We start from the raw sequence: 26,539 nt of genomic DNA, 5'->3' as shown, positions 1-26,539 counted from the left end.
AAAAATCACTTCACACTTGTATTTGAAATAAAGCTAAATTTTAGATAATTTTGCGCTTTTTCAAGGATCGCAAATGCCTCTTTTAAATTACGCTGCTCAAACGGTGAAAGTTGATGTGGATCTAAATTATTATCGGGTTCTTCACCTTGCTCTATTTGTAATGCTTGATGACGAATTCGCATCATAGCTATATATTCCAGTGCATCACGTAAATCTTGTGCTTTACCCTCGGGTAAGCTTTTTGCAGCAATTATATCCTCAAGGCGGTCAAACGAGTTTTGTTTTCGTGAACCAATCGCTAATGCATGCACCCGTATTACATCAGAAAGTGGTGCGGTACCACGGCGTTTTAAGTTCATTGAGTGCTTATGCTGGCCGTTATGCTCTAAAACAAAACCCTTGAAGAACCCAAGAGGCGGCGTTCGATTACGCGCATTAGCAGCCATATTTGCCAAAAACACCCTATTTGCTTTGCTTTGTTTAGCAACAAAGACTTTGAGCTCATCGGCCCATTTTGTTTTACCCCAAACGCCGTCCAAATCAAAAAATATGGAGCTGTGTAATAACGTTTGTGGCTTTGGCTTTGCTATCCAATCTGCAAATTGCTCAAACCACTGGGAGCGAGTTTTACGCCACTTTTTGAATGACGCCATAATTTCGCCATCACAATAGGTGTAGCCACATTGTGCTAAACCATCGCAAACAAAGTCTGCAATATTTTGAAAGTATTCGTTATGCAACTCATCGTTGTAACTGTCATCTAAAATAAGCGCATTATCTTGATCCGTCACTATAAGTTGCTCATCGCGTGCCATGGAGCCTAAAGCAATAAAACAATAAGGCACGGGAGCTGGCCCATACTTTTCTTCAGCTAATATTAATAGCCTTTGCTTAAAAGTACGGCCAATCACTGCCATGGCTGTACCAACCATATGAGAGTTTGCATCTTCGTTAACCATACGTACAAATACATTAGGTAACTGGCGGGCATAATGGGTTAAGTCTTCCACTGATTGCTGGGCCAAAATACCACGCACTAATAACAAGCTACTTTGCGACTCGTAACGTAAAATATCAGACAGTGATATTACCCCAATCGGCCTGCGTTTTTGCACTACCGGCAAATGATGTAGGCTATCTCTTAACATAGCTAATACAGCTTCGAAAACGTAGGCATTAGCATCTAAAATCACTAAGTTAGTAGACATAATATGCTGTGCTTGAGTGTCAAACGACAGCCCTGGGGCAACCACTTTATTACGTAAATCTCGGTCGGTAATTATACCAACTACTTGGCCATCATCTTCTTCAGGATCGTCGTTAACGGGCTTATTTATATCTGTAACCAGTACTGATGAAACCGCTTCTTCACTCATTAATTTGGCAACATCTTGCACCGTAGAAGTGGTTAATACTGTCACTACATCGCGATGAATAAGCGATTTTACTTTTGCTGTCGTTAAATCGTTACTATCGGCTTGCTCAACAATAGCTTGGTGCAAACGTACATTGCCGTCGGTTTCAAAGTAATCAGCAAATGCATCAAACTCATCGCAATAACGATTAAACAATTCAACATTAATACAATAAACCAACGTGTCTTCAAGTGCAGTGGCCGGAAAGCGCACTTTGCGGTTCATCAATAGGCCCATTTGGCCAAATATTCCACCCACAGCTAAACGATTATAAAGCTCGCCATTACGACGATACATTTCTACCGAACCGCTTCTTATAACGTACAAGTCGGCAATATCTTGGCCTAACTGTAAAATTTCTGTTTGCGCTCTAAAGTATGCAACTTCAACTTGTTGCGCCAGCTCGTTAAGCGCTTTAGTGGGTAAATCGTTAAAAGGAGGGTGTTGTGCTAAAAACTGCGCTATTTCTATTTGTTCGGCTTGCATAGTTGCTTCCTACATAGCGATATTATGATGTGTTTTATACTAATTTAATGCAATAGGTATTACCTAAAGGCTAACATTATCAATCTTAGGTTAAAACATACAGTGGATACAAAAAAAGAGTCAATAAAGACTCTTTTTAAATTAATTTAATAAAATATTATTTACTACGCTGGGCTTGTTTTTTAGCATTTTTAGCCTCTTTACGTTGCTGTAAAATAGCCTGAGCCTCATTACCAATATGGCCTTCGCCACGCGCTTGTGCAAGCTCTATTTGCTTTTGACGCTCAGCAAAACGTTCTCTCTGCTCATCACTTACATTATCAATACAATGATGACACGACACGCCTTCCATATATTCAGCTTTTAACTTTTCGTCTTCGGTGATCGGCATACGACACGCATGACATTGGTCATACGAGCCTTTTTGCAAGTCGTGATTAACCGCTACGCGATTATCAAATACAAAACATTCGCCTTCCCACATGGTTTCATCTTTTGGTACTTCTTCAAGGTATTTTAAAATGCCGCCTTCAAGGTGATACACTTCATCAAAGCCCTGCTCTTTCATATACGCTGTTGATTTTTCACAGCGGATACCGCCGGTACAAAACATAGCTACTTTTTTATGCTTGCTTGGATCAAGGTTTTCTTTAGCCCACTGCGGAAATTCACGGAATGTTTTGGTGTTAGGATCAACCGCGTTTTGAAAAGTACCTATTTCAATTTCGTAATCGTTGCGGGTATCTATAAGTATCACATCTGGGTCTGAAATTAATGCGTTCCATTCATTTGGCTTAACATAACTACCCACTACTTTTAGCGGATCGATGCCCTCAACCCCCATAGTCACAATTTCTTTTTTTAGTTTTACTTTGGTGCGGTAAAATGGGCATTCGTCATCGTAAGATTCTTTAGTAACAATGTTATCAAGGCTTGGCTGTTGTTCAAGCCATTTGAGAAGATTATCTATGCCAGCACGTTTAGCTGAAACCGTACCATTAATACCCTCAGAGGCGATTAGTAAAGTACCGCGAACTTCATTTGCCTCCATTACATCTAGTAATGGTTTTCTAAGCGCTTCAAACTCAGGTAATGCTACAAATTTATACAGTGCACACACTATAAAGTGCTCGCTGGTTAAATTATCTTTATGAACAGCCGTCATATTTATTCCTATTTTGCTTTTTAATATATACCGAATCGTAAATCCGGCGCATCTTGGGCGCGTATTTTACGCTTTTTGTGATTAAATGCAAAAATTAGCCTTATAATTTGCATTTTACTGTTAGCCATACGCCTCTGTGGGCTATAATGCGCCGATAGAATTAAAGATATAACTTGCTCATTTTGGAGAAACACACCTTGCACTTTACTGATCTTGGGATTGATAATCGCCTTGAAACACAACTAGCACATCAAGGGATCACCCAGCCTACCGACATTCAAGCACATGCAGTGCCTACAGCACTTGCAGGGCATGACATTTTCGCCCAGTCTAAAACAGGGTCAGGCAAAACCTTGGCGTTTTTATTACCCGCTGTTCAACGAGTAATGAAACAAAAAGCACTCAGTAAACGCGATCCTCGGGTACTTATTGTTGCTCCAACACGTGAGCTTGCTACGCAAGTATTTACACAACTGCGTTTATTAATAGCGGGTACAAACATTAAAGCCGTAAAAATACTCGGCGGCGAAAATTTTAATGACCAAATTAAAGCGCTTAGAAACGATCCGCAGTTTGTAGTTGCAACACCAGGTCGTCTAGCCGATCACCTTACAAAGCGTACGTTACAATTGAGCGGCCTTGAGCTACTTATTTTTGATGAAGCAGACCGCATCCTGGATTTAGGCTTTACCGAACAGCTTAAAATGATTAATGACTTGGCCGACCATCGCCTGCGCCAAACATTATTGTTTTCGGCTACGCTGGATCATGCACAAGTAGATGCACTGTCGCGCAACTTATTAAAAAAGCCTAAGCAAATAATGCTCAGCGCTGCAAACGAGCAACACTCAGATATTAAACAAAGCTTGTACCTTGCTGATCATCTTGATCATAAAGAAGCCTTGCTTGAGCACTTTTTGAATCAAGACGATGTTGGCCAATGTATTATATTTACAGCTACCCGTGCAGATACCAGCCGTTTGAGCGAAGCGCTTTGCGCTAAAGGTTTTAAAGCACAGCCATTAGCGGGTGATTTAGCACAAAATAAGCGCCTCGATATTATGGATGCGTTTAGCCGTGAAAACTTCAAAATATTAATAACCACAGATGTTGCGTCACGTGGCTTAGATTTACTCAGTGTTACCCATGTTATAAATTTTGATTTACCTAAACACGCTGAAGAATATGTTCACCGAATTGGGCGAACAGGTCGTGCTGGTTTTAAAGGCAGCGCACTGTCGTTAGTAGGCCCTAAAGATTGGCCAAGTTATTTAGCAATTAAAGCATTCTTAAATGATGAATTAAAGTTTGATAGCGTTGATGGCTTAAAAGCTAAATTTAAAGGGATTAAAGAAAAGAAACCAGTTGCAGTTTTAGCCACAGAAAAAACAGTAGCAGCTAAAAAGCCAGTGTTTAAACGCAAAGCTAAGCCTAAAAAACCATCAGCTCCCATTAAAGCCCCTATTAATATTGATGGCGATACTCCTATGCGCCGCAGAAAAAAGCCTGAACAGGAATAATTATGAGTTACCTTGGAACCACACAAACCTTATTTGTAAAAGAAGTTAGTAACGAAGGTGCTTACCTAGACGGCCACGATTTAGGCGAAGTATTTTTACCAAAACAAGAAATAAAACATGAGCTTGAAGCTGGTGATAGCATTAGCGTATTTATATTTTTAGATAATGCTAATTTACCTACAGCAACAATTAAAAAGCCTCATGCACAAGTAGGTGAATATGCCCTACTGCGTGTTAAAGAAATTAATAGTATTGGTGCCTTTTTAGATTGGGGCTTAGAAAAAGATGTACTAGCGCCGTTTAATGAGCAAAAACCGCGTATGCAAGAAGGCCATTCGTATTTAGTGCGTTTGTACCTAGATAATGCCAGTAAGCGTATTTGTGCATCAAACAACTTTAATCGTTTTTTATCTAAAGATGAGCCGCAATATACTCATTTACAAGAAGTCGATTTGATCATAGCCGGCAAAACAGACATTGGTTACAAAGTCCTTATTGAAGAATCTCACTTTGGTGTTATTTTTTACAATATGGTATTTAAAAGCTTATTTGTAGGGCAAAAATTAAAAGGCTTTATTCAAAAAGTACGTGAAGATGGCAAAATTGACGTTGTTTTAGAGAAACCAGGTATGGCTAAAGTTAGTAACCTTGGCGATGTTATAATGGAGAAGCTAAAAGAGGAAGGTGGCGTTATTGCTTTAGGCGATAAGTCAGATCCTGAAACAATTAAGAAAATATTTTCGACCAGTAAAGCTAATTATAAAAAGGCAATTGGTGGATTATTTAAACTAGGATTGATAGAAATTGAAGCGAAATCCATTCGCTTAAAATAATATTTATTATTATGCGTTGAGTGTAGCCTAAGTGCTGCACTTTGCGCTTATAACTAACCTTTCACTACCCAATAATATATTTATACGGCAAAGTACATTGTGTATATTGCTTAGAGTAATTGAGTACGTCTTCTTTATTTTGTAAATTTAATGGCGCTAAACGAAACACTTTATCTTCACACTCTCGTTTAAGGCTATCGTGGCTATCTACACATTCATTTGTAGATACATGCTGCTGACTTAATCTATCCTCATTTTTATAACAAAGGTGATATGCGTAATTTTGCATTGTTTGTTTAAAATCGAATATATTTACGGGATATATAGCAACAATATCCGTAACTGTCGTCACTCCATCATACACTTTACTAGAAAAAACATATTTGTTTACTGAAAACCCAGCAACAATAATCACTATAGAACCTAATATTAGTCTCAAAATAAAACCCTTACTGCATTTTGATTTTATTAATGTAACATAAAACAAACATCTCGCAAGGGTTCTGGCAATAAAGTCTGAATTTTTGTTAAGTTATTCTATAGATTTATTAACATCTGCTAAAACAGCAACAGGATTGTCTGCTTGAGTAATTGGACGTCCGATCACCAAGTAATCGCTACCTGCATCTATAGCTTGTTTAGGAGTCATAATGCGTTTTTGATCGCCGGCATCACTTCCTACTGGGCGAATACCAGGCGTTACTAGCTTAAAGCCTACGCCTAACTCTGCTTTTAATTGTTGTGCTTCTTGAGCAGAGCAAACAACACCATCAAGCCCCGCTTCTTTTGCCAGCTTCGCTAAATAAATAACTTGCTCTTGTGGTGTTTTTTCTACGCCTAAACGCTTTAACTCTGTCTCATCCATACTCGTTAGCACGGTAACAGCAATTAATAATGGGGCTTTATCGCCAAATGGAGCTAGTGCTTGTTTTGCTTTACTCATCATCTCAAAGCCACCACTTGCATGTACATTAACCATCCATACACCCATTTTTGCCGCTGCAGTCACTGCTTTTGCCACTGTATTAGGAATATCATGAAATTTTAAATCTAAAAATACATCAAAACCTAAATCAATTAACTCTTTTACAAATGCAGGGCCAAAGTAAGTAAACATTTCTTTACCTACTTTAAGGCGACATGAATCAGGTGATAGCTGTTTTACAAAGTCTAAAGCGGCTTGCTGATCATCGTAATCGAGTGCAATAAGAATTTTTTTTGATTTTTCGAAAGGCATAACTATCCTACTTTATAGCGAAAGTGTTATTTGAAAACTAAAAGATTAAAATCCGTCTAAGCCCTTGCTTGGTACAGTAGTTTCCCAATGCTTGCAAGAAGGACAATTCCAATAAATTGTATAACTAGTAAAGCCACAATGCTGACATTGAAAGTCTGGTTTGGTGGCAATATAAGAGGTGACCAGTTTATCTATTTGGTCGAGCACATCTTTAGTGTTTTTATCTTGAGCGCCCATTAGTTGTAATAAAAAACTAAACCCGCGTATGGTTGGTTGGCGCTTTAAGCTATCAGTTAAAAATTCAAAAGCTTGCTCTGTATTACCTTGCTCTAATAAAGCTTGGCAATGTTGTATTTTTATTAGCACGCCACCTTTGTCGAGTAACTCACTGACCAGCTGATGAAATTGATGAGTTAAATTTAGATGCTTATAGCAATGTGCTAATTTGTCGACAAATAAGGGAGCAAAAAATGTAAATTGGCAAATTAATTCGCGCCAATAGTAAATTGCTTTTACGTAGTCTTCTTTAGTATATGCAGACAAACCAAGTTCGTATAAAGGACGTATCGCTTTATGATTCAAACTAATGGCTTTGCGCATTAATGAGGGGTTATTATCACTTAACGCCAGCTCACAGTAAAAGTTAGCTATGGCTTTAAAGTGTTGTTCTTTTGAAAATAATTCACTATGCGCTTCAAACATATTAATCCCTTTTTGCCACTCTCGGGTTTGCGAATATAGAGTGATAATAGGATCTAATGCTTCACTGTGGTCCATTTTAACAAGCCAAACTAAATGCTCTTCGGCACTATCTAATAGCCCAGCCATAACATAATCTTCTGCTAATTCTAAACGACTGGCAGCAGCTTGTTGCTCATTAAGACTTGGGTGTTTTAAAAGGAGTTCGTGAATTTTTATTGCGCGGTCTAGCTCGCCTCTGCGACGAAACATAGTTGCAAGCGTTGAATAATGTTCAACCGAGTCAGCTGCAACTTCTAGTAAATTAATTAAATGTTCAAGGCCTTGATCTTCTTCCCTATCGAGTAAAAACTTTAAGCCTTTACTATATTCAGAGGTGATCTGCCGATTAAATTGATGAGCTTGATTTTTAGCACTGTTTTTTCCCATTATCCAGCCGTAACCGGCAGCCACAGGAAGTAGTAAAAATAACAGCTCAATCATAATTATGAGTCTTTATCAGCAGCAGGCTTTTTTTTATTTTGTTCAGGTGCTAACTGTTTTTTTAAACGATAATTTTGCCACTTAAGTTGTGAAAACAATTTAAAGCTTACAAAACAACCAATTACAACACCTAATAAAAAGCAAATACTTATTATAACGGCTAAAGGCAATGTATTGCTGGCTATAATATAGTTTATTTGTACTAATTGTGGATTTTGAGAACCCAATACAAATGCACTGATCAAGCAAAGTGCAACCAGAATAATTTTTAATACCTTAAACAAGTACCCTACTCCAATAAGTTAACTAGGCAATGCTCTCGTTTACACGATCACGTAATTCTTTACCTGGTTTAAAATGTGGTACATGTTTACCATCTAGCTCTACTGTTTCACCAGTCTTAGGGTTACGACCAGTACGTGGAGCACGGTAATGCAAAGAAAAACTACCAAAACCTCTGATCTCAATACGATCTGAAGAAGATAATGAGCCGGCCATTTGTTCAAGAATTTCTTTTACTGCATTCTCAACATCTTTCACTGGAACGTGTGCGTGTTGCTGTGCAAGTGTTTCTATCAGTTCTGACTTAGTCATAGCATTTCCTTAAAAGAAATAATGGAAGGGCATAAACTGCCCTTCCAATTAAAGACTGATTAATTAGTCTTTTTGTGCATTTGCGAAAGCAGCAGCCATTGCGTTTTCAAACACTGGCTCGTCTTTCTTAAGCTTTTCTATTACTTCTTTCTCTTCAGCTTCGAAAAGAGCTTTAACAGATAAGCTTAAAGTGCGGTTCTTGCGATCAACACCAACATATTTAACTTCAATTTCGTCGCCTACAGAAACAACAGTAGTTGCATCTTCAACGCGCTCTTGAGCGATATCAGCTACACGGATGTAACCTTCAACGCCTTCGATAAGTTCAATAGTTGCGCCTTTAGCATCAACTTCAGTCACTTTACCTTTAACAATAGCACCTTTTTTGTTTGCATCAAGGTAGTTATTGAATGGGTCAGCTTCGATTTGCTTAACACCTAGAGAGATACGTTCGCGCTCTGGGTCAACTTGCAATACGATAGCAGTGATTTCGTCGCCTTTCTTGAATTCACGTACAGCGTCTTCGCCAGGTGTATTCCAAGAAATGTCTGAAAGGTGTACAAGACCATCAATACCACCGTCAAGACCGATAAAGATACCGAAGTCAGTGATTGATTTGATCTTACCAGTAACTTGATCGCCTTTGTTTTGTAGACGAGCAAATTCCTGCCAAGGATTAGCAATACATTGCTTAAGACCAAGAGAAATACGACGACGTTCTTCGTCAATTTCAAGAACCATAACTTCAACGCTGTCGCCAAGGCTAACAACTTTTGAAGGATGGATGTTCTTGTTAGTCCAATCCATTTCAGAAACGTGAACTAAACCTTCAACGCCTTCTTCGATTTCCACGAAACAGCCGTAATCTGTAAGGTTAGTAACACGACCAGAAAGTTTAGAACCTTCTGGGTAACGACCAGCGATAGCTGCCCATGGATCTTCGCCAAGCTGTTTAAGGCCTAGAGATACACGAGTTTTATCTTTGTCGAATTTAAGAACTTTAACTGCGATTTCGTCGCCAACATTAACGATTTCTGAAGGGTGCTTAACACGCTTCCACGCCATATCAGTAATGTGTAGTAGACCATCAACACCACCAAGGTCAACGAATGCACCGTAGTCAGTAAGGTTCTTAACGATACCTTTAACTTCTTGGCCTTCAACAAGGTTAGCAAGAAGCTCTTCACGTTCTTGTGAGTTTTCAGATTCGATAACTGCACGACGTGAAACAACAACGTTGTTACGTTTTTGATCAAGCTTGATTACTTTAAATTCAAGCTCTTTGCCTTCAAGGTGAGTTGTGTCACGTACTGGACGAACATCAACAAGTGAACCAGGTAGGAAAGCACGGATTGAATCAACTTCAACTGTGAAACCGCCTTTAACTTTACCGTTGATAACACCAGTAACAGTTTCTTGCTCTTCACATGCTTTCTCAAGACGGATCCACGCTTCGTGACGCTTCGCTTTCTCACGAGAAAGGATAGTTTCACCGAAACCGTCTTCAATTGCATCTAGTGCAACATCTACTTCGTCGCCAACAGCAACTTCAAGTTCACCAGCAGCATTTTTGAACTGCTCAGCAGGGATAGCACTTTCTGATTTAAGACCAGCATCTACAAGTACAATGTTGTTCTCGATTGAGATTACTGTACCTTTAACGATAGAGCCTTGCTCTGCTTCAAAACCCTTTAAGCTTTCTTCAAATAACTGCGCAAAATTTTCTGACATACGAATATACGTCTCTATATATTATACCAATAAGCAACCATGCTGCATGGGGTTGTTAAAATAGCACTGGCATCCTGCTGGTGCATAAAATGTGTTTAGCTTCGTTTAGGAAGCCGACCTTCAGAGATAGCCGCATCCAATAAAGTTAATACCTTATCATATACTTGCTGTGCATTAAGCTCGCTAGTATCAAGCTCAATAGCATCCTCTGCAGGCACAAGTGGCGCAACGGCGCGATTCATATCGCGATCATCACGCTCTTGAATGTCTTTTAATAGACCACTCAGTGTAACATTAAGACCGCGAGCATTCAACTCAACAAAACGTCGTTTGGCGCGTTCTTGTGCACTGGCGGTTAAAAATATTTTTAGCGGTGCATCTTTAAAAACCACAGTGCCCATATCGCGACCATCAGCAATTAGACCTCGTTCAGTTCTAAATGCGCGTTGGCGACGTAATAACGCTTCGCGTACGCGAGGTAGTGCTGCTACTTTTGATGCTGCAGCGCCTACTTCTTCGTTACGGATTGTGGTGCTTACATCCTCACCTTCTAAAACAATCTTTCCTGCACTAGTTTGACTATCTACCAAAAACTGCACATCTAAATTAGCAGCTAAGGGGACTAATGCATCTTCGTTATCTAATGCGATTTGATGGTGAAGTGCTGCTAGTGATAAAACGCGGTAAATTGCGCCACTATCAAGTACATCCCATCCCAACTTTTCGGCTAACAAGCGACAAACAGTTCCTTTACCTGAACCACTTGGGCCATCTACGGTGATCACGGGCATTAATAACGCCTGCATTTAAACCTCCTACAATGCACACCTAAGTAAACCGCAATATTATACGTCAGTTATTTAAATAGATCGCTATTAGTGTGTAACTTTTTATCAATTAACATCAAAAGCCTACTCACTAACTGATGCTAATACATTGAAAAATGTCGGAAATGTTTTATAAGTACACTTAGGATCATTAATCGTGATTGGCTTTCCACCTACGGCAATCATAGCAAAGCACATGGCAATGCGATGGTCATCGTAAGTATCAATTGCCACATCGTTAAAGTGTTTAGGCGGGGTGATTTCTATAAAATCGTGCCCTTCTACAACCTCTGCGCCCACTTTTCTGAGCTCAGTTGCCATAGCGTGTAGTCTATCGGTTTCTTTTACGCGCCAATTATAAATATTACGAATAGCCGTTGGGCCTTTAGCGAAAAGTGCCACAGTGGCTAATGTCATTGCTGCATCCGGTATGGCATTGGCGTCAATATCTACGCCATTAAGCTCGCCTTTACGAACAACTAAACGCTCATCATACCAATCTATTTTAGCACCCACTTGTTCCATTACTTTAGCAAAGCCAATATCGCCTTGCACCGATTTAGCACCAACACCTTTAATTTCAATTTCGCCACCGGCAATTGCAGCTGCGGCTACAAAGTAAGATGCAGAAGACGCATCGCCTTCAACCATAATGCGATCAAGTGACTGGTACTGTTGACCACCTTTAACGGTAAAAGTTGCATAATTACTATGTTCAACTTCTACTCCAAAGCGTGCCATTACATCAAGGGTTATATCAATGTAGGGTTTAGATACTAAAGTGCCTTTAATCGTTATTTTGGTATCGCCGTTAAACAGTGGTGCAGCCATTAGTAATGCTGTTAAAAACTGGCTTGATATACTGCCGTCAATGGCAACTTCACCACCGTTAATTTGCCCACCTATAATTTTAAGCGGTGGGTAATCTTTATTTTTGCAGTAAGTAATATCACCGCCAAGTGCTTGCAGCGCATCGACCAAATGCCCTATTGGGCGCTCTTCCATGCGTGGCTCACCAATCAGTTCATATTCACCAGCAACTGCGGCAAGTACAGCCGTTAAAGGGCGGTAAGCCGTACCTGCATTACCTAAAAACAAAGGCTCTCTTGGGGTTTTAAATACCCCACCAACACCTTGTTCAGTAGCAACTGTTCGCTCTTGATTTAAACTAACGTTAACACCTAATAATTGTAATGCGCCTAACATATGGCGTATATCGTCGCTATCAAGTAAGTTTTCAACAACAGTAGTGCCATTCGCTAATGCCGCCAATAACAATATACGGTTTGATAAGCTTTTTGAACCTGGCAGAGTGACGCTGCCATTAACACGCGAAATAGGTTCTAAGCGTAATTGTTCCATTAGCTATTTTCCTTTGCAAAGGCAGCCATAAAGTCAACAAGCGCTTGCACTCCCTCAAGTGGCATTGCGTTGTAAATACTGGCGCGCATTCCACCTACAATTCTATGGCCTTCGAGTGCTAGCAAGCCCGCTTCGTTTGATTGAGCAACAAATTTACTGTTTAAGCTTTCGTCATTTAACCAAAAAGGGACGTTCATACGCGAGCGGCTATGCTTAGCTACTTTATTAGAATAAAAATCAGAATTATCAATAAAATTATAAAGTAGTTCAGCTTTTGCAATATTTTGTGCTTCCATGGCTTTTACACCGCCATTTTGCTCAAGCCATTGGAATACTTCAGCCGCTAAATACCATGCAAATGTTGGTGGCGTATTAAACATACTGCCCTGCTTGGCCTCTAGTGCATAATCTAAAATACCTGGCTTAGGTAGTCCTTCACGTGCTAGTAATGTTTTACGTACGATAACGATTGCAATGCCAGAAGGACCTATATTTTTTTGTGCGCCGGCGTAAATTAAATCAAATTGATTAACGTCAATTTCACGCGATAAAATAGTTGACGACATATCTGCGATAATTGGCGCTGTTGGATGACTCGGTACATCAAAAATCTCTAAGCCATCAACGGTTTCGTTAGGGCAATAGTGAATGTACGACGCATCTGCTGGTAATTGCCAGTCAGCCACTGCTTTAATCGAGAACTGACCATCGGTATCGTTACGTACATCAATAGCAGTAGTTTGGGTAAACTTATTTGCTTCATCCGTTGCACTTTTTGACCAAACGCCGTTTTCGCAGTAAACCGCTGATTTATTTTCCTGATGTAAATTTAATGGCACAGCACTAAATTGACCGCGACCGCCACCATGCATAAACAGCACTTCAAATTTATCGCTAATATTCATTAAACGACGCAGGCTCGCTTCACATTTTTTTGTGAGCGCTAAAAACTCTTTACTACGGTGACTCATTTCCATCACCGATACACCCAAACCTTGCCAATCTATAAATTCTTGTTGTGCTTTTTTCATTACTGCTGGCGGTAACATGGCCGGCCCCGCACAAAAGTTATACTTACTCATTACCTTTTCCTCATTCCAGTAATTAAAAAATTAAACACCCGATTACTATTTAATCAGGTTATACACATTAAATTAAAGCTATGATCATTAAGCAGGCTATATCCTCGCTTATAGAATTTAAGCTTTCATTACCTATAAGGCTGCATTAATGCAGCCAACAGAGCAATATAAAACAATTACTGAGAACAACTATATATATAAATTAACGTCTTGCAATTGAGTCTTTTTGCTATTGTAATAATTATTTTATTGCGCAGTATTATTAATATTAGTTTTATTCAACACGATTAAAAAAAGCGGCCAAGGCCGCTTTTTTAATCTCAATTATTCTGAAGGAGGATTATCATCCGCTACTTCATCAATAACCGTATCAACTGTTTCGACGTCTTCGATATCGATTAAGTCACTTTCGGTAACTTCAATCTCTTCTATACGTTGTAAACCAACTACTTGCTCTTCGTCAATAGTTCTGATCAAAATAACACCTTGCGTGTTACGTCCAACCGTAGAAACTTCATTAACGCGAGTTCGTACTAAGGTACCACGATTTGAAATAATCATTATTTCATCGTTATCGTCAACTTGTACAGCACCGACAACCGCACCGTTACGCTCACTTACTTTAATAGACACTACACCTTGAGTCGCACGACTCTTCGCTGGGTAGTCTTCAAGTAAAGTACGTTTACCGTAGCCGTTTTCAGTCACGGTTAAAATAGCACCATCCGTTTTAGGTACAATTAGCGATACTACGCGTTGTTCTTCAGGCATTTTAATACCACGAACACCTGTAGCTGTACGACCCATAGGACGAACACCTTTGAAGCGAATCTCAGGGTTACCTTCTTCGTCTAGTACTGGGTTACCGTTTTCATCAACAACCGTTGTTTCTTCTGCTTCTTTAAAGCGTACTACTTTACCTGCATCGGTAAACAACATAATTTCGTTGCTGCCATCGGTAACATCAACACCAATTAGGCTATCGCCTTCATTTAGGTTAACCGCAATAATACCGCTTGCACGTTGACGGCTGTATGCCGTTAGTGGTGTTTTCTTTACTGTACCAAATGCGGTTGCCATAAAGATGTATTTATCTTCTGCGTACTCGCGTACTGGCAATATAGCGGTAATACGCTCATCTGCCTCAAGTGGTAATAAGTTAACAATTGGTTTGCCGCGCGCTGCACGACTTGCAAGTGGTAACTGATACACTTTAAGCCAATATAAACGACCAGCCGTTGAGAAACACAATATAGTATCGTGCGTATTAGCAACTAATAAACGTTCAATGAAATCTTCATCTTTCATCTTAGTTGCCGATTTACCCTTACCACCACGACGCTGTGCTTCGTAATCAGACAGAGCCTGATACTTAACATAACCTTCGTGAGAAAGCGTTACGACTACGTTCTCTTCGGTAATTAAATCTTCAAGGCTAATATCGTGTGCTGCGGCGTTAATTTCAGTACGACGCTCATCACCATATTGCGCTTTAATTTCAACTAACTCATCGCGAATAACTTCCATTAAACGCTCTGGTGTTGCCAAAATATATAATAGCTCAGCAATTAAATCTAATAACGATTGGTATTCAGTTAGAATCTTTTCGTGTTCTAAACCCGTTAGCTTATGTAAGCGTAAATCTAGAATTGCTTGGGCTTGTTGCTCAGAAATAAAGTATTGACCATCGCGAATACCTAACTCAGCAGCCAACCAATCTGGGCGTGCAACGTTGTCTTCGCCTGCTTTATCAAGCATGGCTTTTACATTACCTAATTCCCACGAGCGCGCTGTTAAAGCAACTTTTGCTTCAGCAGGTGTTGGTGAATTACGAATAAGCTCAATAATTGGGTCAATGTTTGCCAGTGCAATTGCTAAACCTTCTAGCATATGTGCACGGTCACGTGCTTTGCGTAAATCAAAAACAGTACGACGAGTTACTACTTCACGGCGATGAATAATAAACTCTTCAAGCATTTCTTTTAAATTAAAGCACTTAGGCTGGTTGTTAATTAACGCAACCATATTCATACCAAACACAGTTTGTAACTGCGTTTGCGCATATAAATTATTTAAAATAACTTCGCCTACGTCACCACGTTTAATCTCAATAACGATACGCATACCGTCTTTATCTGATTCATCACGTAGCGCACTAATACCTTCAATTTTTTTATCTTTAACCAGCTCGGCAATTTTTTCAATTAGGCGCGCTTTGTTAACTTGATAAGGTATTTCGTGAACAATAATAGTTTCACGATGCGTTTTTTCATCTACTTCTATTTCAGCGCGGGCACGCATGTACACTTTACCACGGCCAGTTAAATAGGCTTGCTCTATGCCTTTTTTACCGTTGATAATTGCAGCAGTTGGAAAATCTGGGCCCGGGATATAATCCATTAACTCTAAAATAGATAATTCAGGGTTTTGAATGAGTGCTAAACAGCCATTTACCACTTCAGTTAAGTTATGAGGTGGAATGTTTGTTGCCATACCTACCGCAATACCCGATGAACCGTTTACTAATAAGTTAGGAACTCTGGTCGGTAAAACGTCAGGGATTTGCTCAGTGCCGTCGTAGTTAGGAACGAAATCAACCGTTTCTTTTTCAAGATCGGCTAATAATTCATGCGACATTTTTGCCATACGTACTTCTGTATAACGCATTGCCGCTGCTGAATCACCATCAACCGAACCGAAGTTACCTTGACCATCTACTAGCATATAACGCAGTGAGAATGGCTGTGCCATACGTACTATAGTGTCGTAAACAGCACTATCGCCGTGTGGGTGGTATTTACCGATTACGTCACCGACAACACGTGCCGATTTTTTGTAAGGCTTGTTCCAATCATTACTAAGCTCGTTCATTGCAAACAAAACGCGGCGGTGAACAGGTTTTAAGCCATCACGCACGTCTGGTAATGCACGTCCTACAATTACGCTCATTGCGTAATCTAAGTAGGAGTTTTTTAACTCGTCTTCAATATTGACTGGCAGAATGCCATGGGCGAGATCAGTCATTGATATCACATTCCTTCAGTATCAGCTCTTAAACACCCACTATTAGGTATCAAGAGAATTTGTTATTATTGCTAAAGAAACATGCTACCACAATTTATTTAGATTTACAGGCGCAAAACTTTGCGATTTACCAATTTAGCCCTATATAATGCCCCCAGATTGACGAGGAAGTATTTTATGACCGAACATCAAAATGTAGATCACGCAGAAATTGCAAAATTTGAGGCCATCGCAGAGCGGTGGTGGGATTTAGACGGGGAATTTAAACCGCTTCACGAAATAAACCCCTTACGTTTAGACTTTATAGCCAATAAAACTGGCGGTTTATTTGACAAAGAAACACTAGACGTAGGTTGTGGCGGCGGTATTTTAAGCCAAAGCATGGCGCGCATGGGGGCAAAGGTAACCGGCATAGATATGGGCCAAGAGCCTTTAACTGTTGCCAAATTACACAGCCTAGAGACAGGCGTACATGTAGAGTATATTAAAGTACCAGCTGAACAATACGCATCCGAGCACCCTGCTCGCTTTGATGTAGTAACCTGTATGGAAATGCTGGAACATGTACCCGATCCGGCTTCTATTATTCATGCTGTTGCTGAGCTTGCAAAACCCGGTGCTAATGTGTTTTTCTCAACACTTAATAAAACCCCTAAAGCCTATTTGTACGCCATTATTGGTGCAGAAAAGCTATTAAAAATGGTGCCTGAAGGCACTCACGATCACAAAAAGTTTATTAAACCAGCACAGTTAATTGCCTGGGCTGAACAAGCGGGTTTAAAAGTACGCGCCAGTGCTGGGTTATCTTATAATCCATTATCTAAGCAGTACTCGCTTAATACCGACGTAAGCGTAAATTATATTCTGCATTTTGAGAAGTTAGCGTAATGGCCAGCTCTCAATCAACGTCACCCACTATAGAGTACGATGCTTTTTTATTTGACTTAGATGGCACTTTACTCGATACCGCCGATGACTTAGGTGCAGCTTTAAATACCGTGCTGCGTTCACAGCAATTAGATACAGTAAGTCGTGAGATATATCGCGCTGCTGCATCTAATGGCGCAGCAGCCTTGTTAGCAGTCGGCTTTAAAGATAAATGGTTTGAGCAACCGCAAGCACAACTCGTTAAGCAATTAATTGACGCTTACGCGGCTAACATAGCCAAACACACCACGTGCTTTGCTGGTATTGAGCCACTACTTATCGAACTGGAGCGAAAAAACATCAAATGGGGGATCATGACTAACAAACCCGGATTTTTAACCGATCCTTTAGTGGCCGCTATCCCTGCTTTAAAAAATGCCTGTGTGGTTATTAGTGGCGATACTTTAGCTGAAGCTAAACCTTCGCCTTTACCATTACTGCATTGTGCCAAGCTAATGGACGTTGCGCCAAATCGCTGCTTGTACATTGGCGATGCTTTGCGTGACATTCAAGCAGGTAAAGCGGCGGGTATGCACACCGCAACTGCACTTTGGGGTTACGTGCCTAACTTAACCGAAGTTTTGAGCTGGCAGGCCGATTTTAATTGGCAAAGCCCTATTGAAGGTTTTAACCATATATAGTGCTATGTTAATTATTAAACACTATATATTGTGATTGTGTTAGTTTTCACACAAAGCCTGCTGATAAAAAAAGCAGTCAAAATATATTTTTAAAAAGCGTAAATTTAGTAGATCCTGCGTTTACTTTTGTAAATTTTAACTTAACTGAATGTTAGAAGGTTAATGCCTACTAACACAAATGTGTTATCCCGACGTTATCCACAATTAGGGGCAATTCTGCCCCTTGCAAAACAACGCAGACCACATTATCTTTCTCAGTAACGCTTTGATGAAATTAACATTTTATAAAAGTGGAGGGGCTAACACCATACTGATATATGGTGTTAGTAAAGACACTTGCTAAAATTTCAGCAAAGCGCTTGGTTTTACAAAATTTAGCGTAACTTATTCTGAAATTGTCGGCAAGTACAAGATAAAATTTCGGGTAATTAAAATTGAAAATAAGTATTTCTATAGAAGTTTCGGAAAATGTTATAATGATTGTTTCTAAAGCTATTATAACTCTGTGCAGTTTGTTCATAATCTAAATCTAAATGGGCTAATTTTTAGCCCTTTTTTATATCTAGCATTCCAATACTACTATATCTGTGAAAACAGCCTTGCCTCAATCTTATATATAACAACCAAGTATCTCATACAAAAACTCAGCTCAACCATATATAGTGCTATGTTAATTAATAAACACTATATATTGTGATTAAGTTAGTTTTTACGCAAGGCTTGGTGATAAAAAAAGCAGTCTGAATTTATTTTAAAAATACATAAATTTAGCAGATCATTAGTTGATTTTTGCATATTTCACCTTAAATGATTGTTCGAAGGTGAGTGTCTACTAACACAGAGGCTATATCTCCTCATTATCTACTAATAGAGCTAATTCTACCTCTTGCAAATGAACTCAGACCACACTATCTTGTGATCATTAAATAGAACAGCACCAGATATTGTGGCCAAATGTTATTCAATTAAATTCTCCAATTTAATGTAATTTATACTAAACAAGTATCAACCTTGCTTCAGCGAGGCATAAACATTGGTCAAAATACATAATTCCCAAGGAATACAGGCAAAACTATGAACCAACAGTTATCTGTAAGCAAACGTGACGGCCGTAAAGAGCCACTTGATCTTGACAAGATCCATCGCGTTATTGAATGGGCCGCCGAAGGGTTAAATAACGTTTCGGTTTCGCAAGTTGAATTAAAATCACACATTCAATTTTACGATGGTATTCGTACTAAAGATATTCACGAAACCATCATTAAAGCTGCAGCTGATCAGATTTCAAAAGAATCTCCTGATTATCAGTATTTGTCTGCACGTTTAGCTGTATTCCATTTACGTAAAAAAGCGTATGGCCAATTTGAGCCACCACGTTTATTTGATCATGTAACAAAAATGGTTGGCGACAAGCGCTACGACGCTCATCTACTGGTAGATTATACCGAGCAAGAGCTTGACGAATTAGACGAATACCTAGATCACAGCCGCGACCTTAACTTTAGTTATGCTGCGGTTAAACAGCTTGAAGGTAAATACTTAGTTCAAAACCGTGTAACCGGTGAGATTTATGAAAGCGCGCAGTTTTTATATATTTTAGTCGCTGCTAGCTTATTTGCTGACTACCCTCGCGACACACGTATTGCGTATATAAAACGTTTTTACGATGCGATTTCATTGTTTAAAATTTCATTACCTACGCCAATTATGGCAGGTGTACGTACCCCAACACGCCAGTTTAGCTCGTGTGTATTAATTGAATGTGGCGACAGCCTTGATTCTATTAACGCCACCTCGTCTGCAATTGTTAAATACGTATCGCAACGTGCCGGCATTGGTATTAACGCAGGCCGTATTCGTGCGCTGGGCAGCCATATTCGCAATGGCGAAGCGTACCATACTGGGTGTATTCCTTTTTATAAGCACTTTCAAACAGCGGTTAAAAGCTGTTCGCAAGGTGGTGTACGTGGCGGCGCAGCAACCTTGTTCTACCCGCTTTGGCATTTAGAAGTAGAAAACCTGTTAGTACTTAAAAATAACCGCGGGGTTGATGACAACCGCGTGCGTCATTTAGATTACGGTGTGCAGTTTAATAAACTAATGTACTCGCGTTTAATTAAAGACGACTACATTACCTTGTTTAGCCCCTCTGATGTGCCAGGCCTTTACGATGCATTTTTTGAAGACCAAGACGAGTTTGACGCGCTTTACGTAAAATACGAACAAGACGAATCAATTCGTAAAAAACGCATTAAAGCCATTGAACTGTTCTCAATGTTTGCTCAAGAACGTGCAAGTACTGGTCGTATTTACTTACAAAACGTTGACCACTGTAATACGCACAGCCCGTTCATTGCTAAAGTGGCACCTATTCGTCAATCTAATTTATGTTTAGAAATTGCATTACCAACTAAGCCGTTGGATAACGTAAACGACGAAGAAGGCGAAATTGCGCTATGTACACTTTCTGCCTTTAACTTAGGGGCTATTGAGTCACTAGATGAACTTGAAGAATTAGCTGAGCTTGCTGTACGCGCTTTAGATAACTTACTTGATTTTCAAGACTACCCTGTACCGGCTGCAAAAAATGCCACTATGGGTCGTCGTACTCTAGGAATAGGCGTAATTAACTACGCATACTACCTAGCTAAAAACGGTAAACGTTATTCAGATGGCAGCGCAAATGCACTTACGCACAAAACATTTGAAGCAATTCAATACTACTTAATGAAAGCATCAAACGAGCTTGCTAAAGAGCGTGGTGCATGTCCTAAGTTTAACGAAACAACCTACTCTCAAGGTATAATGCCAACAGATACGTACAAGCGAGATCTTGACAAAATTTGTGATGAGCCATTGCACCTTGACTGGGATGCATTACGTGCCAGCATTAAAGAGCACGGTATGCGTAACTCAACAGTAAGTGCGCTAATGCCATCAGAAACATCGTCGCAAATTTCTAACGCAACAAACGGTATTGAGCCACCACGTGGTCATATTAGCGTTAAAGCAAGTAAAGACGGTATTTTAAAGCAAGTTGTACCTGAATATGAACGTTTAAAAGATAACTACGAGTTACTGTGGGATATTCCTTCAAATGATGGTTACTTACAACTTGTGGGTATAATGCAAAAATTTATTGACCAGTCTATTTCGGCCAATACAAATTATGATCCAGGTAAGTTTGAAGGCGGTCGTGTACCGATGAAAGTCTTATTAAAAGATTTGCTTAGCGCCTACAAACTGGGTGTTAAAACCTTGTACTATCACAATACCCGCGATGGTGCATCTGATGCACAAGAAGATACACCGGATCTTGAAGATGATGATTGCGCAGGCGGCGCATGTAAAATTTAATTTTTGAGTTTTTATTTTAAGCGGGCACTAAGCCCGCTTTATTCTGATAGTTTTTTGAGTGATAAACATGTCTTATACTACCTTTAGTCGTAAACATAATAACCAAATGGAAGAGCCAATGTTTTTTGGCCAAACCGTTAACGTATCTCGTTATGATCAACAAAAATACCCTATTTTTGAAAAACTAATTGAAAAGCAGCTTTCGTTTTTTTGGCGCCCAGAAGAAGTAGACGTAAGCAAAGACCGCTTAGACTTTCAAGCATTACCTGATCACGAAAAGCATATATTTTTAAGTAACTTAAAATATCAAACATTGCTTGATAGCGTACAAGGGCGTTCACCAAACGTGGCCCTACTGCCTATTGTATCGCTACCAGAGTTAGAAACATGGATAGAAACGTGGGCGTTTAGTGAAACGATTCACAGCCGCTCGTACACGCATATTATTCGTAATGTTACCCAAGCACCTGAACTTATTTTTGATGACATAGTTAGCAATGATAAAATTAGTGAACGTGCCGATGCGGTAACAAAATACTACGACGATTTAATTAACTCAGTGTCGCTTTACAATTTATACGGTGAAGGCAAACACGAGATTAACGGTAAATCTGTTGTTGTTAATTTATTTGAGCTGAAAAAGAAACTTTACCTGGCAATGATGTCGGTAAATATTTTAGAAGCGATTCGCTTTTATGTCAGCTTTGCATGTTCGTTTGCGTTTGCTGAGCGTGAATTGATGGAAGGTAATGCTAAAATAATCAAGCTTATTGCCCGCGACGAAGCACTGCATTTATCTGGCACTCAGCATATTTTAAATATTATGCAAGACGGTAAAGACGATCCAGAAATGGCGATTGTTGCTGCGCAGTGCCGCGACGAAGCAATTAAAATGTTTGTTGACGCTGCAGAGCAAGAAAAAGAATGGGCCGAGTACTTATTCAAAGATGGCTCAATGATTGGCTTAAATAAACACATTTTATGTCAGTACGTTGAATATATTACCAATGCCCGAATGACAGCCATTGGTTTTCCTGCACAGTTTAAAAACAACAGTAACCCTATCCCATGGATAAACTCTTGGTTGGTGTCTGATAACGTGCAAGTAGCACCACAAGAAGCTGAAATTAGCTCCTACCTTGTTGGTCAAATAGACTCACAAGTTGATGCCTCTGAATTTGGTGACTTTGATTTATAATGACTGATCGACCTACTGCAAGCATTACGCTTGCAGAAACCAGCCAGTGCTTAGAGTTTAGTGCTGGCTGCCCTTCAATTTTACATTGCTTAGAATCCATGAAAATAGACGCAGCTTTTCAATGCCGAGAAGGTTATTGCGGCGCTTGTAGAGCAACTTTAGTGTCGGGTAAAGTTGATTATAACGAAGAGCCTCTAGCGTTTGTACGCGATGGTGAAATACTGTTGTGTTGCTGTAAACCTAATGGCGACATACATATTAAACTAAAGTAGTGCCCCTATAAGTATACCAGCTTAACGAGTTAATCATCTGAAGGGGCATTATTTTCTTGCTCTGCTGGTACGAATACCCATCTTTTAAATACTAATCTGCCAGGCGTTGTTGGTGTATTTACCACTGTCCCACCAAAACTTGCTTTTCCTAGGGCTCTATCATAATGAATTGCACCACCACCGTTAGCAACTAACTTTCCTGCCAGTACCGATCCCTTAAACCCAGAGTTGGATCTAATCGTCACTTCTGTATAAGGCGCATATACGACGGCATAAACTTGTTTATGCCCACCTGAAAGGCTTACGCCAGCATTACCCTCATAAGCACTATAAATACTAAATACTGGACGTCCATCCTGAGTTACACCTTTATTGGGAGTATTAACTATAGAGTTTGACGTTATATCAACCTGGCCTTTAACAATTAATGTGAGGCTACTATTTTCTGGAATTGTAATTAATCCCTTAGCAGCTAAAGAAAAGTTCCCATTTACAAACATCACTACATTATGATTATCTGCAATTTTCAGCTCGCCTTTTTTAATTTGTACATTATTAAAATAATAAATATCTGTTGCTACATTTAAGAAGGTACTTGGTATTGCCGTAAATGAAGCATTATTAGCTGCTGACTTAGTTTTTAAAATTAATGTATTACCAAGTGTTAAGTCTGCAAGAGGAAAGTTCGGTTTTATATTTTGAACTTCTTGGCGTAAGTTCAAAGAGTCACAAACAGCCGCTTGCTTTGTATCTACCCCAGTAATTGCAACTTGTTCTACTAATCCTGCAGCTGACTTTACTTTCCCATACACTTTAGCGCTACCTGATATATTAACCTGCCCATTAGCAGTCACATCTCCTAGTACTGTTCCAGAAGATTGAGTGTAATTTGTAAATGCTGCGGCATTCCCACCTATTTCAGTTTTCCCTATTATTGTTATACTTGCATTGCTATGCACATTACCACTAATAGTCCTACCGTCTATGGTTAAGTCACCTACTGCAAATATGTCACCATAAATAGCAGATTTAGCTCCGCCTAAACTAATCACAGCGGGATCACCTAACACCTTTATAATAGCTTTTTTAGTAACATTGGTAGATCCATCTATTAATCCGTCATTGTAGTCGCCTAATGACGAATCGTAACTGTCTATTGCGGTATGTCCACCATATGTAATATCAGAACAAGACACCACACCCGAGGGGAAAGCTGACTTGGTTGTTGTACCTGCTTGACCTTGTATAAACTCAAATTCGGCTTGCATTCTTGCTTCGCCTTCAAAACGATTACCTTGACTGATAATTAAAATATTTCCTGCACCGTCAACTTCAATCGCACTATGATATTTACTTGCTTCTAAAGAGCCATCACCATGTGATTCGCTATTAGTGGCTACTAAATCCTCAATGTTAATCAATGGTTTATTTGACAACCCTAAATGCAAGTTTTCCATACTCACATAAATACCTTTTTCACTCATTAATCGGGCATTGAGTTTTTTTTGAAAGTTACCACTTAACCGCTCTTGAAATACCGTATCTTTTAACGAACTCAGTACAACAATGGAGGCTAATGAAGTTAGTAAAAGCACAATAATAAGTGTAAAACCGGAAGAGTTTTTCATTTAACTAAATGCCTTATTCATAATAATTTGCGACAGTGCAATATCTATAGCCAATGCATTATTAAACTGCCCTGGTAAATTAATAGCCGTTACAAACACAGTAACCACCTTGTCATTAATGTTAAAATTAATTGCTGTGAGCCCTTTAAGTATTTTAACTTTACCATCACCAATATCACAAAATAGCGAGTCATCTTCGTGACTATATTGCTCAGTAAATGGTGTATTAACAATCTCTCCCGTACACGCGCGAGCGCCGGCGTTTTGCTGTACCGTTAATATGTTATTTAAATAAACAGGAACGCTTGAGGTTTGTCTAAAACTGCGGGTAAAGACGTTGCTGCTAAAGCGAATTACCTCTAGGGTGTTTTCTAATCCTTTAGCCGTATTAGTCGTTGAATTAATTGAAGAGTACGCTAAACTCACCCCCCCTAACAAAAACATACTGGCCGCAAGTGCTACCATTAATTCAACAAGGGTAAAGCCACGCTGCTTGACGATTACCTCACTCATGGCGTACACCCTGCTGGTAGCGTGGGAAAGCTTCCGCTAAGCGCTACCCTATTTTCTAAATTATCGGTTAAGCGCTGATCTTGCCATGCTATTTCTACCGTTAAATCGTTTGAAAAATTAGCAGGTAAAGTCAATGTGTATGCACTAATTTGTGGCGCTAAATAGGCTCTAAAGTCACTTTCATTATATAAACTGGGGTTTGTTTGCTGCAATTCACATAAATGAGGCCAAATACGTTCTAATACATTATTTGCTTGGATAATAGACACAGTGTAATTAAAGCTATTAGTTATATACTGTAACGATTTTAATTGTGCCGTAGCTAAGCCTAATAAACCCACACTTGCAATGACCATTGCAATCATCACTTCTAATAATGAAAAACCTTCATTATATTTCCTTAACATATTGTAGTTCCTTCTACTAACCAGCTTTGTCCGCTCTGTAAAATACACAAAGTAAAATTGCCACTGTTGTCATCATCAGTTACTTTAAGTGAATAGCTGGAACCTAACTCGCCAGTACTAGAAATTTCGAGTTCCACCAAATTTATATTGATAGTATCGTGGGTCACTGTAAAAATATTAAGTGTTGTTTGCGAGCCATCTATGTCTGTTTTTACCTGCCACTGGTCATTATTGGCAATTAAGCTAACTTGTTGATCACGTTTTATTGCTTCACTGCGGGCAAACTTATAGATCCCATGCAACTGATTTGCATTGGTAACTAATCTATCGCGTTTTATAAAGCTACTGAAAGAAGGGGCTGCCACAACGGCTAATATACCAATAATACCTAGCACCACCATCATTTCAATTAAGGTAAAGCCCGCTTTTTTATTTACCAACATTTTTCGGTAGCCGCTGATTTAATACCACTTTGATTAACCACTAATGCACCACATTTATCTGAACTCTGAGCACCTTTTGGGGTTGCTTTTAGGCTAAATTCACTACCATCAGAGCCACCTTGGCTAGCATCGGATTGATAACTAAATGCATAGTAATCTGATGCGGGAAATGTGTAGGTTTTGGGGTAACCACCCACGCGCGTGTATTGGCGTTCTAAAACAGCTGTTTGCTGCAGCAATACTTGCTGTACGTCAGCACGTCGGCTATGTTGGATATAAGAAGTGTAATTAGGTAAAGCAACAGAATATAAAACACCTAATATAGCAATAGCTATCATCAGCTCAACCAAGGTAAAACCCTGCTCTCGCGCCAGTTTAAGCACTTTAGTGGTCATATCAACTTTTCCCTTTGTACTACATTAAGATAAATATTTATTATAAACAATTACGATAACAATAAATTTGACCATACTCTGAGGCATCATATCTATCGCAATTTTATTGTCAATTGATATTAGTTTGGGTAACAATTAACTACAAAAACACATAGTATTAAACAAAGAGTAAAACGACCAAGCCAGCTAATTTTATTTCAAGTCCATCCGTTTAGAATAAATAAAGTATTTTTTAATCACAATACAACTTTGGAATAACAAGTAACGTTAAAGTTATACTATAACATCATTGAACTGTCG

24 protein-coding genes are annotated in these 26,539 nt (G+C 39.3%); 7 read left to right on the top strand and 17 right to left on the bottom strand.

Going from position 1 to position 26,539, the window contains the following annotated elements; translation table 11 throughout:
- Positions 1-5 precede the first annotated feature (5 nt).
- Positions 6-1,901, bottom strand: coding sequence for a putative nucleotidyltransferase substrate binding domain-containing protein (locus tag PTRA_RS07820; RefSeq protein WP_058373339.1), 1,896 nt, complete (start codon positions 1,899-1,901; stop codon positions 6-8).
- A gap of 157 nt (positions 1,902-2,058) precedes the next feature.
- Complete coding sequence (gene trhO, locus PTRA_RS07815; protein ID WP_058373338.1) at positions 2,059-3,066, bottom strand: oxygen-dependent tRNA uridine(34) hydroxylase TrhO; 1,008 nt, start codon at positions 3,064-3,066, stop codon at positions 2,059-2,061.
- A gap of 197 nt (positions 3,067-3,263) precedes the next feature.
- Here trhO and PTRA_RS07805 point away from each other — a divergent pair, with 197 nt between their 5' ends.
- Together PTRA_RS07805 and PTRA_RS07800 are read left to right on the top strand one after the other, a co-directional pair.
- Positions 3,264-4,586 (top strand): DEAD/DEAH box helicase, encoded by a 1,323-nt coding sequence (locus PTRA_RS07805; RefSeq protein ID WP_011328112.1) that lies wholly within the window; start codon positions 3,264-3,266, stop codon positions 4,584-4,586.
- A gap of 2 nt (positions 4,587-4,588) precedes the next feature.
- Entirely contained in the window at positions 4,589-5,419 is an 831-nt protein-coding gene (locus PTRA_RS07800) for a CvfB family protein (protein ID WP_058373336.1), read from the top strand.
- 64 nt (positions 5,420-5,483) lie between these two features.
- Here the strand turns inward: PTRA_RS07800 and PTRA_RS07795 are convergent, their stop codons facing one another.
- The 10 genes from PTRA_RS07795 to gyrA form a co-directional block, all read right to left on the bottom strand.
- On the bottom strand, positions 5,484-5,858 hold the full coding sequence (locus PTRA_RS07795; protein ID WP_083497509.1) for a hypothetical protein: 375 nt from the start codon (positions 5,856-5,858) through the stop codon (positions 5,484-5,486).
- Positions 5,859-5,951: 93 nt separating this feature from the next.
- The gene (gene pyrF, locus PTRA_RS07790; protein ID WP_058373335.1) at positions 5,952-6,656 is read right to left on the bottom strand and encodes an orotidine-5'-phosphate decarboxylase; all 705 of its coding nucleotides are present in this window, start codon (positions 6,654-6,656) and stop codon (positions 5,952-5,954) included.
- A 45-nt stretch (positions 6,657-6,701) separates the two neighbouring features.
- Positions 6,702-7,838 (bottom strand): lipopolysaccharide assembly protein LapB, encoded by a 1,137-nt coding sequence (gene lapB / locus PTRA_RS07785; protein WP_058373334.1) that lies wholly within the window; start codon positions 7,836-7,838, stop codon positions 6,702-6,704.
- 2 nt (positions 7,839-7,840) lie between these two features.
- Positions 7,841-8,122 (bottom strand): lipopolysaccharide assembly protein LapA domain-containing protein, encoded by a 282-nt coding sequence (locus PTRA_RS07780; RefSeq protein WP_011328107.1) that lies wholly within the window; start codon positions 8,120-8,122, stop codon positions 7,841-7,843.
- 22 nt (positions 8,123-8,144) lie between these two features.
- Complete coding sequence (gene ihfB, locus PTRA_RS07775; RefSeq protein ID WP_011328106.1) at positions 8,145-8,432, bottom strand: integration host factor subunit beta; 288 nt, start codon at positions 8,430-8,432, stop codon at positions 8,145-8,147.
- 63 nt (positions 8,433-8,495) lie between these two features.
- Positions 8,496-10,163, bottom strand: coding sequence for a 30S ribosomal protein S1 (rpsA, locus tag PTRA_RS07770; RefSeq protein ID WP_011328105.1), 1,668 nt, complete (start codon positions 10,161-10,163; stop codon positions 8,496-8,498).
- Positions 10,164-10,258: 95 nt separating this feature from the next.
- Positions 10,259-10,969: a (d)CMP kinase gene (gene cmk, locus PTRA_RS07765; protein WP_058373333.1), complete on the bottom strand. Its 711-nt coding sequence runs from the start codon at positions 10,967-10,969 to the stop codon at positions 10,259-10,261.
- A gap of 105 nt (positions 10,970-11,074) precedes the next feature.
- Positions 11,075-12,352, bottom strand: a complete 1,278-nt coding sequence (gene aroA, locus PTRA_RS07760) for a 3-phosphoshikimate 1-carboxyvinyltransferase (protein WP_058373332.1) — start codon at positions 12,350-12,352, stop codon at positions 11,075-11,077.
- A complete protein-coding gene (serC, locus tag PTRA_RS07755) occupies positions 12,352-13,434 on the bottom strand; it encodes a 3-phosphoserine/phosphohydroxythreonine transaminase (protein WP_058373331.1) in 1,083 nt (360 codons plus the stop codon). Before serC ends, aroA begins: the two co-directional genes overlap by 1 nt.
- Positions 13,435-13,758: 324 nt before the next feature.
- Entirely contained in the window at positions 13,759-16,458 is a 2,700-nt protein-coding gene (gene gyrA / locus PTRA_RS07750; protein WP_058373330.1) for a DNA topoisomerase (ATP-hydrolyzing) subunit A, read from the bottom strand.
- Positions 16,459-16,635: 177 nt separating this feature from the next.
- On the opposite strand from gyrA, the gene ubiG reads away from it, so the two are divergent.
- The 5 genes from ubiG (at position 16,636) to yfaE (ending at position 22,853) form a co-directional block, all read left to right on the top strand.
- A complete protein-coding gene (ubiG, locus tag PTRA_RS07745; RefSeq protein WP_058373329.1) occupies positions 16,636-17,346 on the top strand; it encodes a bifunctional 2-polyprenyl-6-hydroxyphenol methylase/3-demethylubiquinol 3-O-methyltransferase UbiG in 711 nt (236 codons plus the stop codon).
- Positions 17,346-18,026, top strand: coding sequence for an HAD family hydrolase (locus PTRA_RS07740; protein ID WP_058373328.1), 681 nt, complete (start codon positions 17,346-17,348; stop codon positions 18,024-18,026). The genes ubiG and PTRA_RS07740 overlap by 1 nt, the downstream gene beginning before the upstream one ends.
- 1,074 nt (positions 18,027-19,100) lie before the next feature.
- Positions 19,101-21,383: a class 1a ribonucleoside-diphosphate reductase subunit alpha gene (nrdA, locus tag PTRA_RS07730; protein ID WP_011328098.1), complete on the top strand. Its 2,283-nt coding sequence runs from the start codon at positions 19,101-19,103 to the stop codon at positions 21,381-21,383.
- Positions 21,384-21,450: 67 nt separating this feature from the next.
- Positions 21,451-22,581 (top strand): class Ia ribonucleoside-diphosphate reductase subunit beta, encoded by a 1,131-nt coding sequence (nrdB, locus tag PTRA_RS07725; RefSeq protein ID WP_011328097.1) that lies wholly within the window; start codon positions 21,451-21,453, stop codon positions 22,579-22,581.
- Positions 22,581-22,853, top strand: coding sequence for a class I ribonucleotide reductase maintenance protein YfaE (gene yfaE, locus PTRA_RS07720; protein ID WP_058373326.1), 273 nt, complete (start codon positions 22,581-22,583; stop codon positions 22,851-22,853). Before nrdB ends, yfaE begins: the two co-directional genes overlap by 1 nt.
- A 29-nt stretch (positions 22,854-22,882) precedes the next feature.
- Here the strand turns inward: yfaE and PTRA_RS07715 are convergent, their stop codons facing one another.
- From PTRA_RS07715 to PTRA_RS07695, 5 genes are read right to left on the bottom strand one after another with little or no spacing between them, the layout of a single operon-like run.
- On the bottom strand, positions 22,883-24,481 hold the full coding sequence (locus PTRA_RS07715; protein WP_058373325.1) for a DUF7305 domain-containing protein: 1,599 nt from the start codon (positions 24,479-24,481) through the stop codon (positions 22,883-22,885).
- The gene (locus PTRA_RS07710; RefSeq protein WP_058373324.1) at positions 24,482-24,994 is read right to left on the bottom strand and encodes a PilW family protein; all 513 of its coding nucleotides are present in this window, start codon (positions 24,992-24,994) and stop codon (positions 24,482-24,484) included.
- Positions 24,991-25,401 carry a type IV pilus modification PilV family protein gene (locus tag PTRA_RS07705; RefSeq protein ID WP_058373323.1) on the bottom strand — a complete coding sequence of 137 codons (411 nt, stop codon included), beginning with the start codon at positions 25,399-25,401 and terminating at the stop codon, positions 24,991-24,993. The genes PTRA_RS07710 and PTRA_RS07705 overlap by 4 nt, the downstream gene beginning before the upstream one ends.
- Positions 25,395-25,844, bottom strand: coding sequence for a GspH/FimT family pseudopilin (locus PTRA_RS07700; RefSeq protein WP_058373322.1), 450 nt, complete (start codon positions 25,842-25,844; stop codon positions 25,395-25,397). The genes PTRA_RS07705 and PTRA_RS07700 overlap by 7 nt, the downstream gene beginning before the upstream one ends.
- Positions 25,835-26,239 (bottom strand): type IV pilin protein, encoded by a 405-nt coding sequence (locus PTRA_RS07695; RefSeq protein WP_058373321.1) that lies wholly within the window; start codon positions 26,237-26,239, stop codon positions 25,835-25,837. The genes PTRA_RS07700 and PTRA_RS07695 overlap by 10 nt, the downstream gene beginning before the upstream one ends.
- Between the last annotated feature and the right edge of the window lie 300 nt (positions 26,240-26,539).

Origin of the sequence: Pseudoalteromonas translucida KMM 520, assembly GCF_001465295.1 — a bacterium.
Lineage (GTDB): Bacteria > Pseudomonadota > Gammaproteobacteria > Enterobacterales > Alteromonadaceae > Pseudoalteromonas > Pseudoalteromonas translucida.
This window is presented reverse-complemented; position numbering and strand designations above follow the sequence as displayed.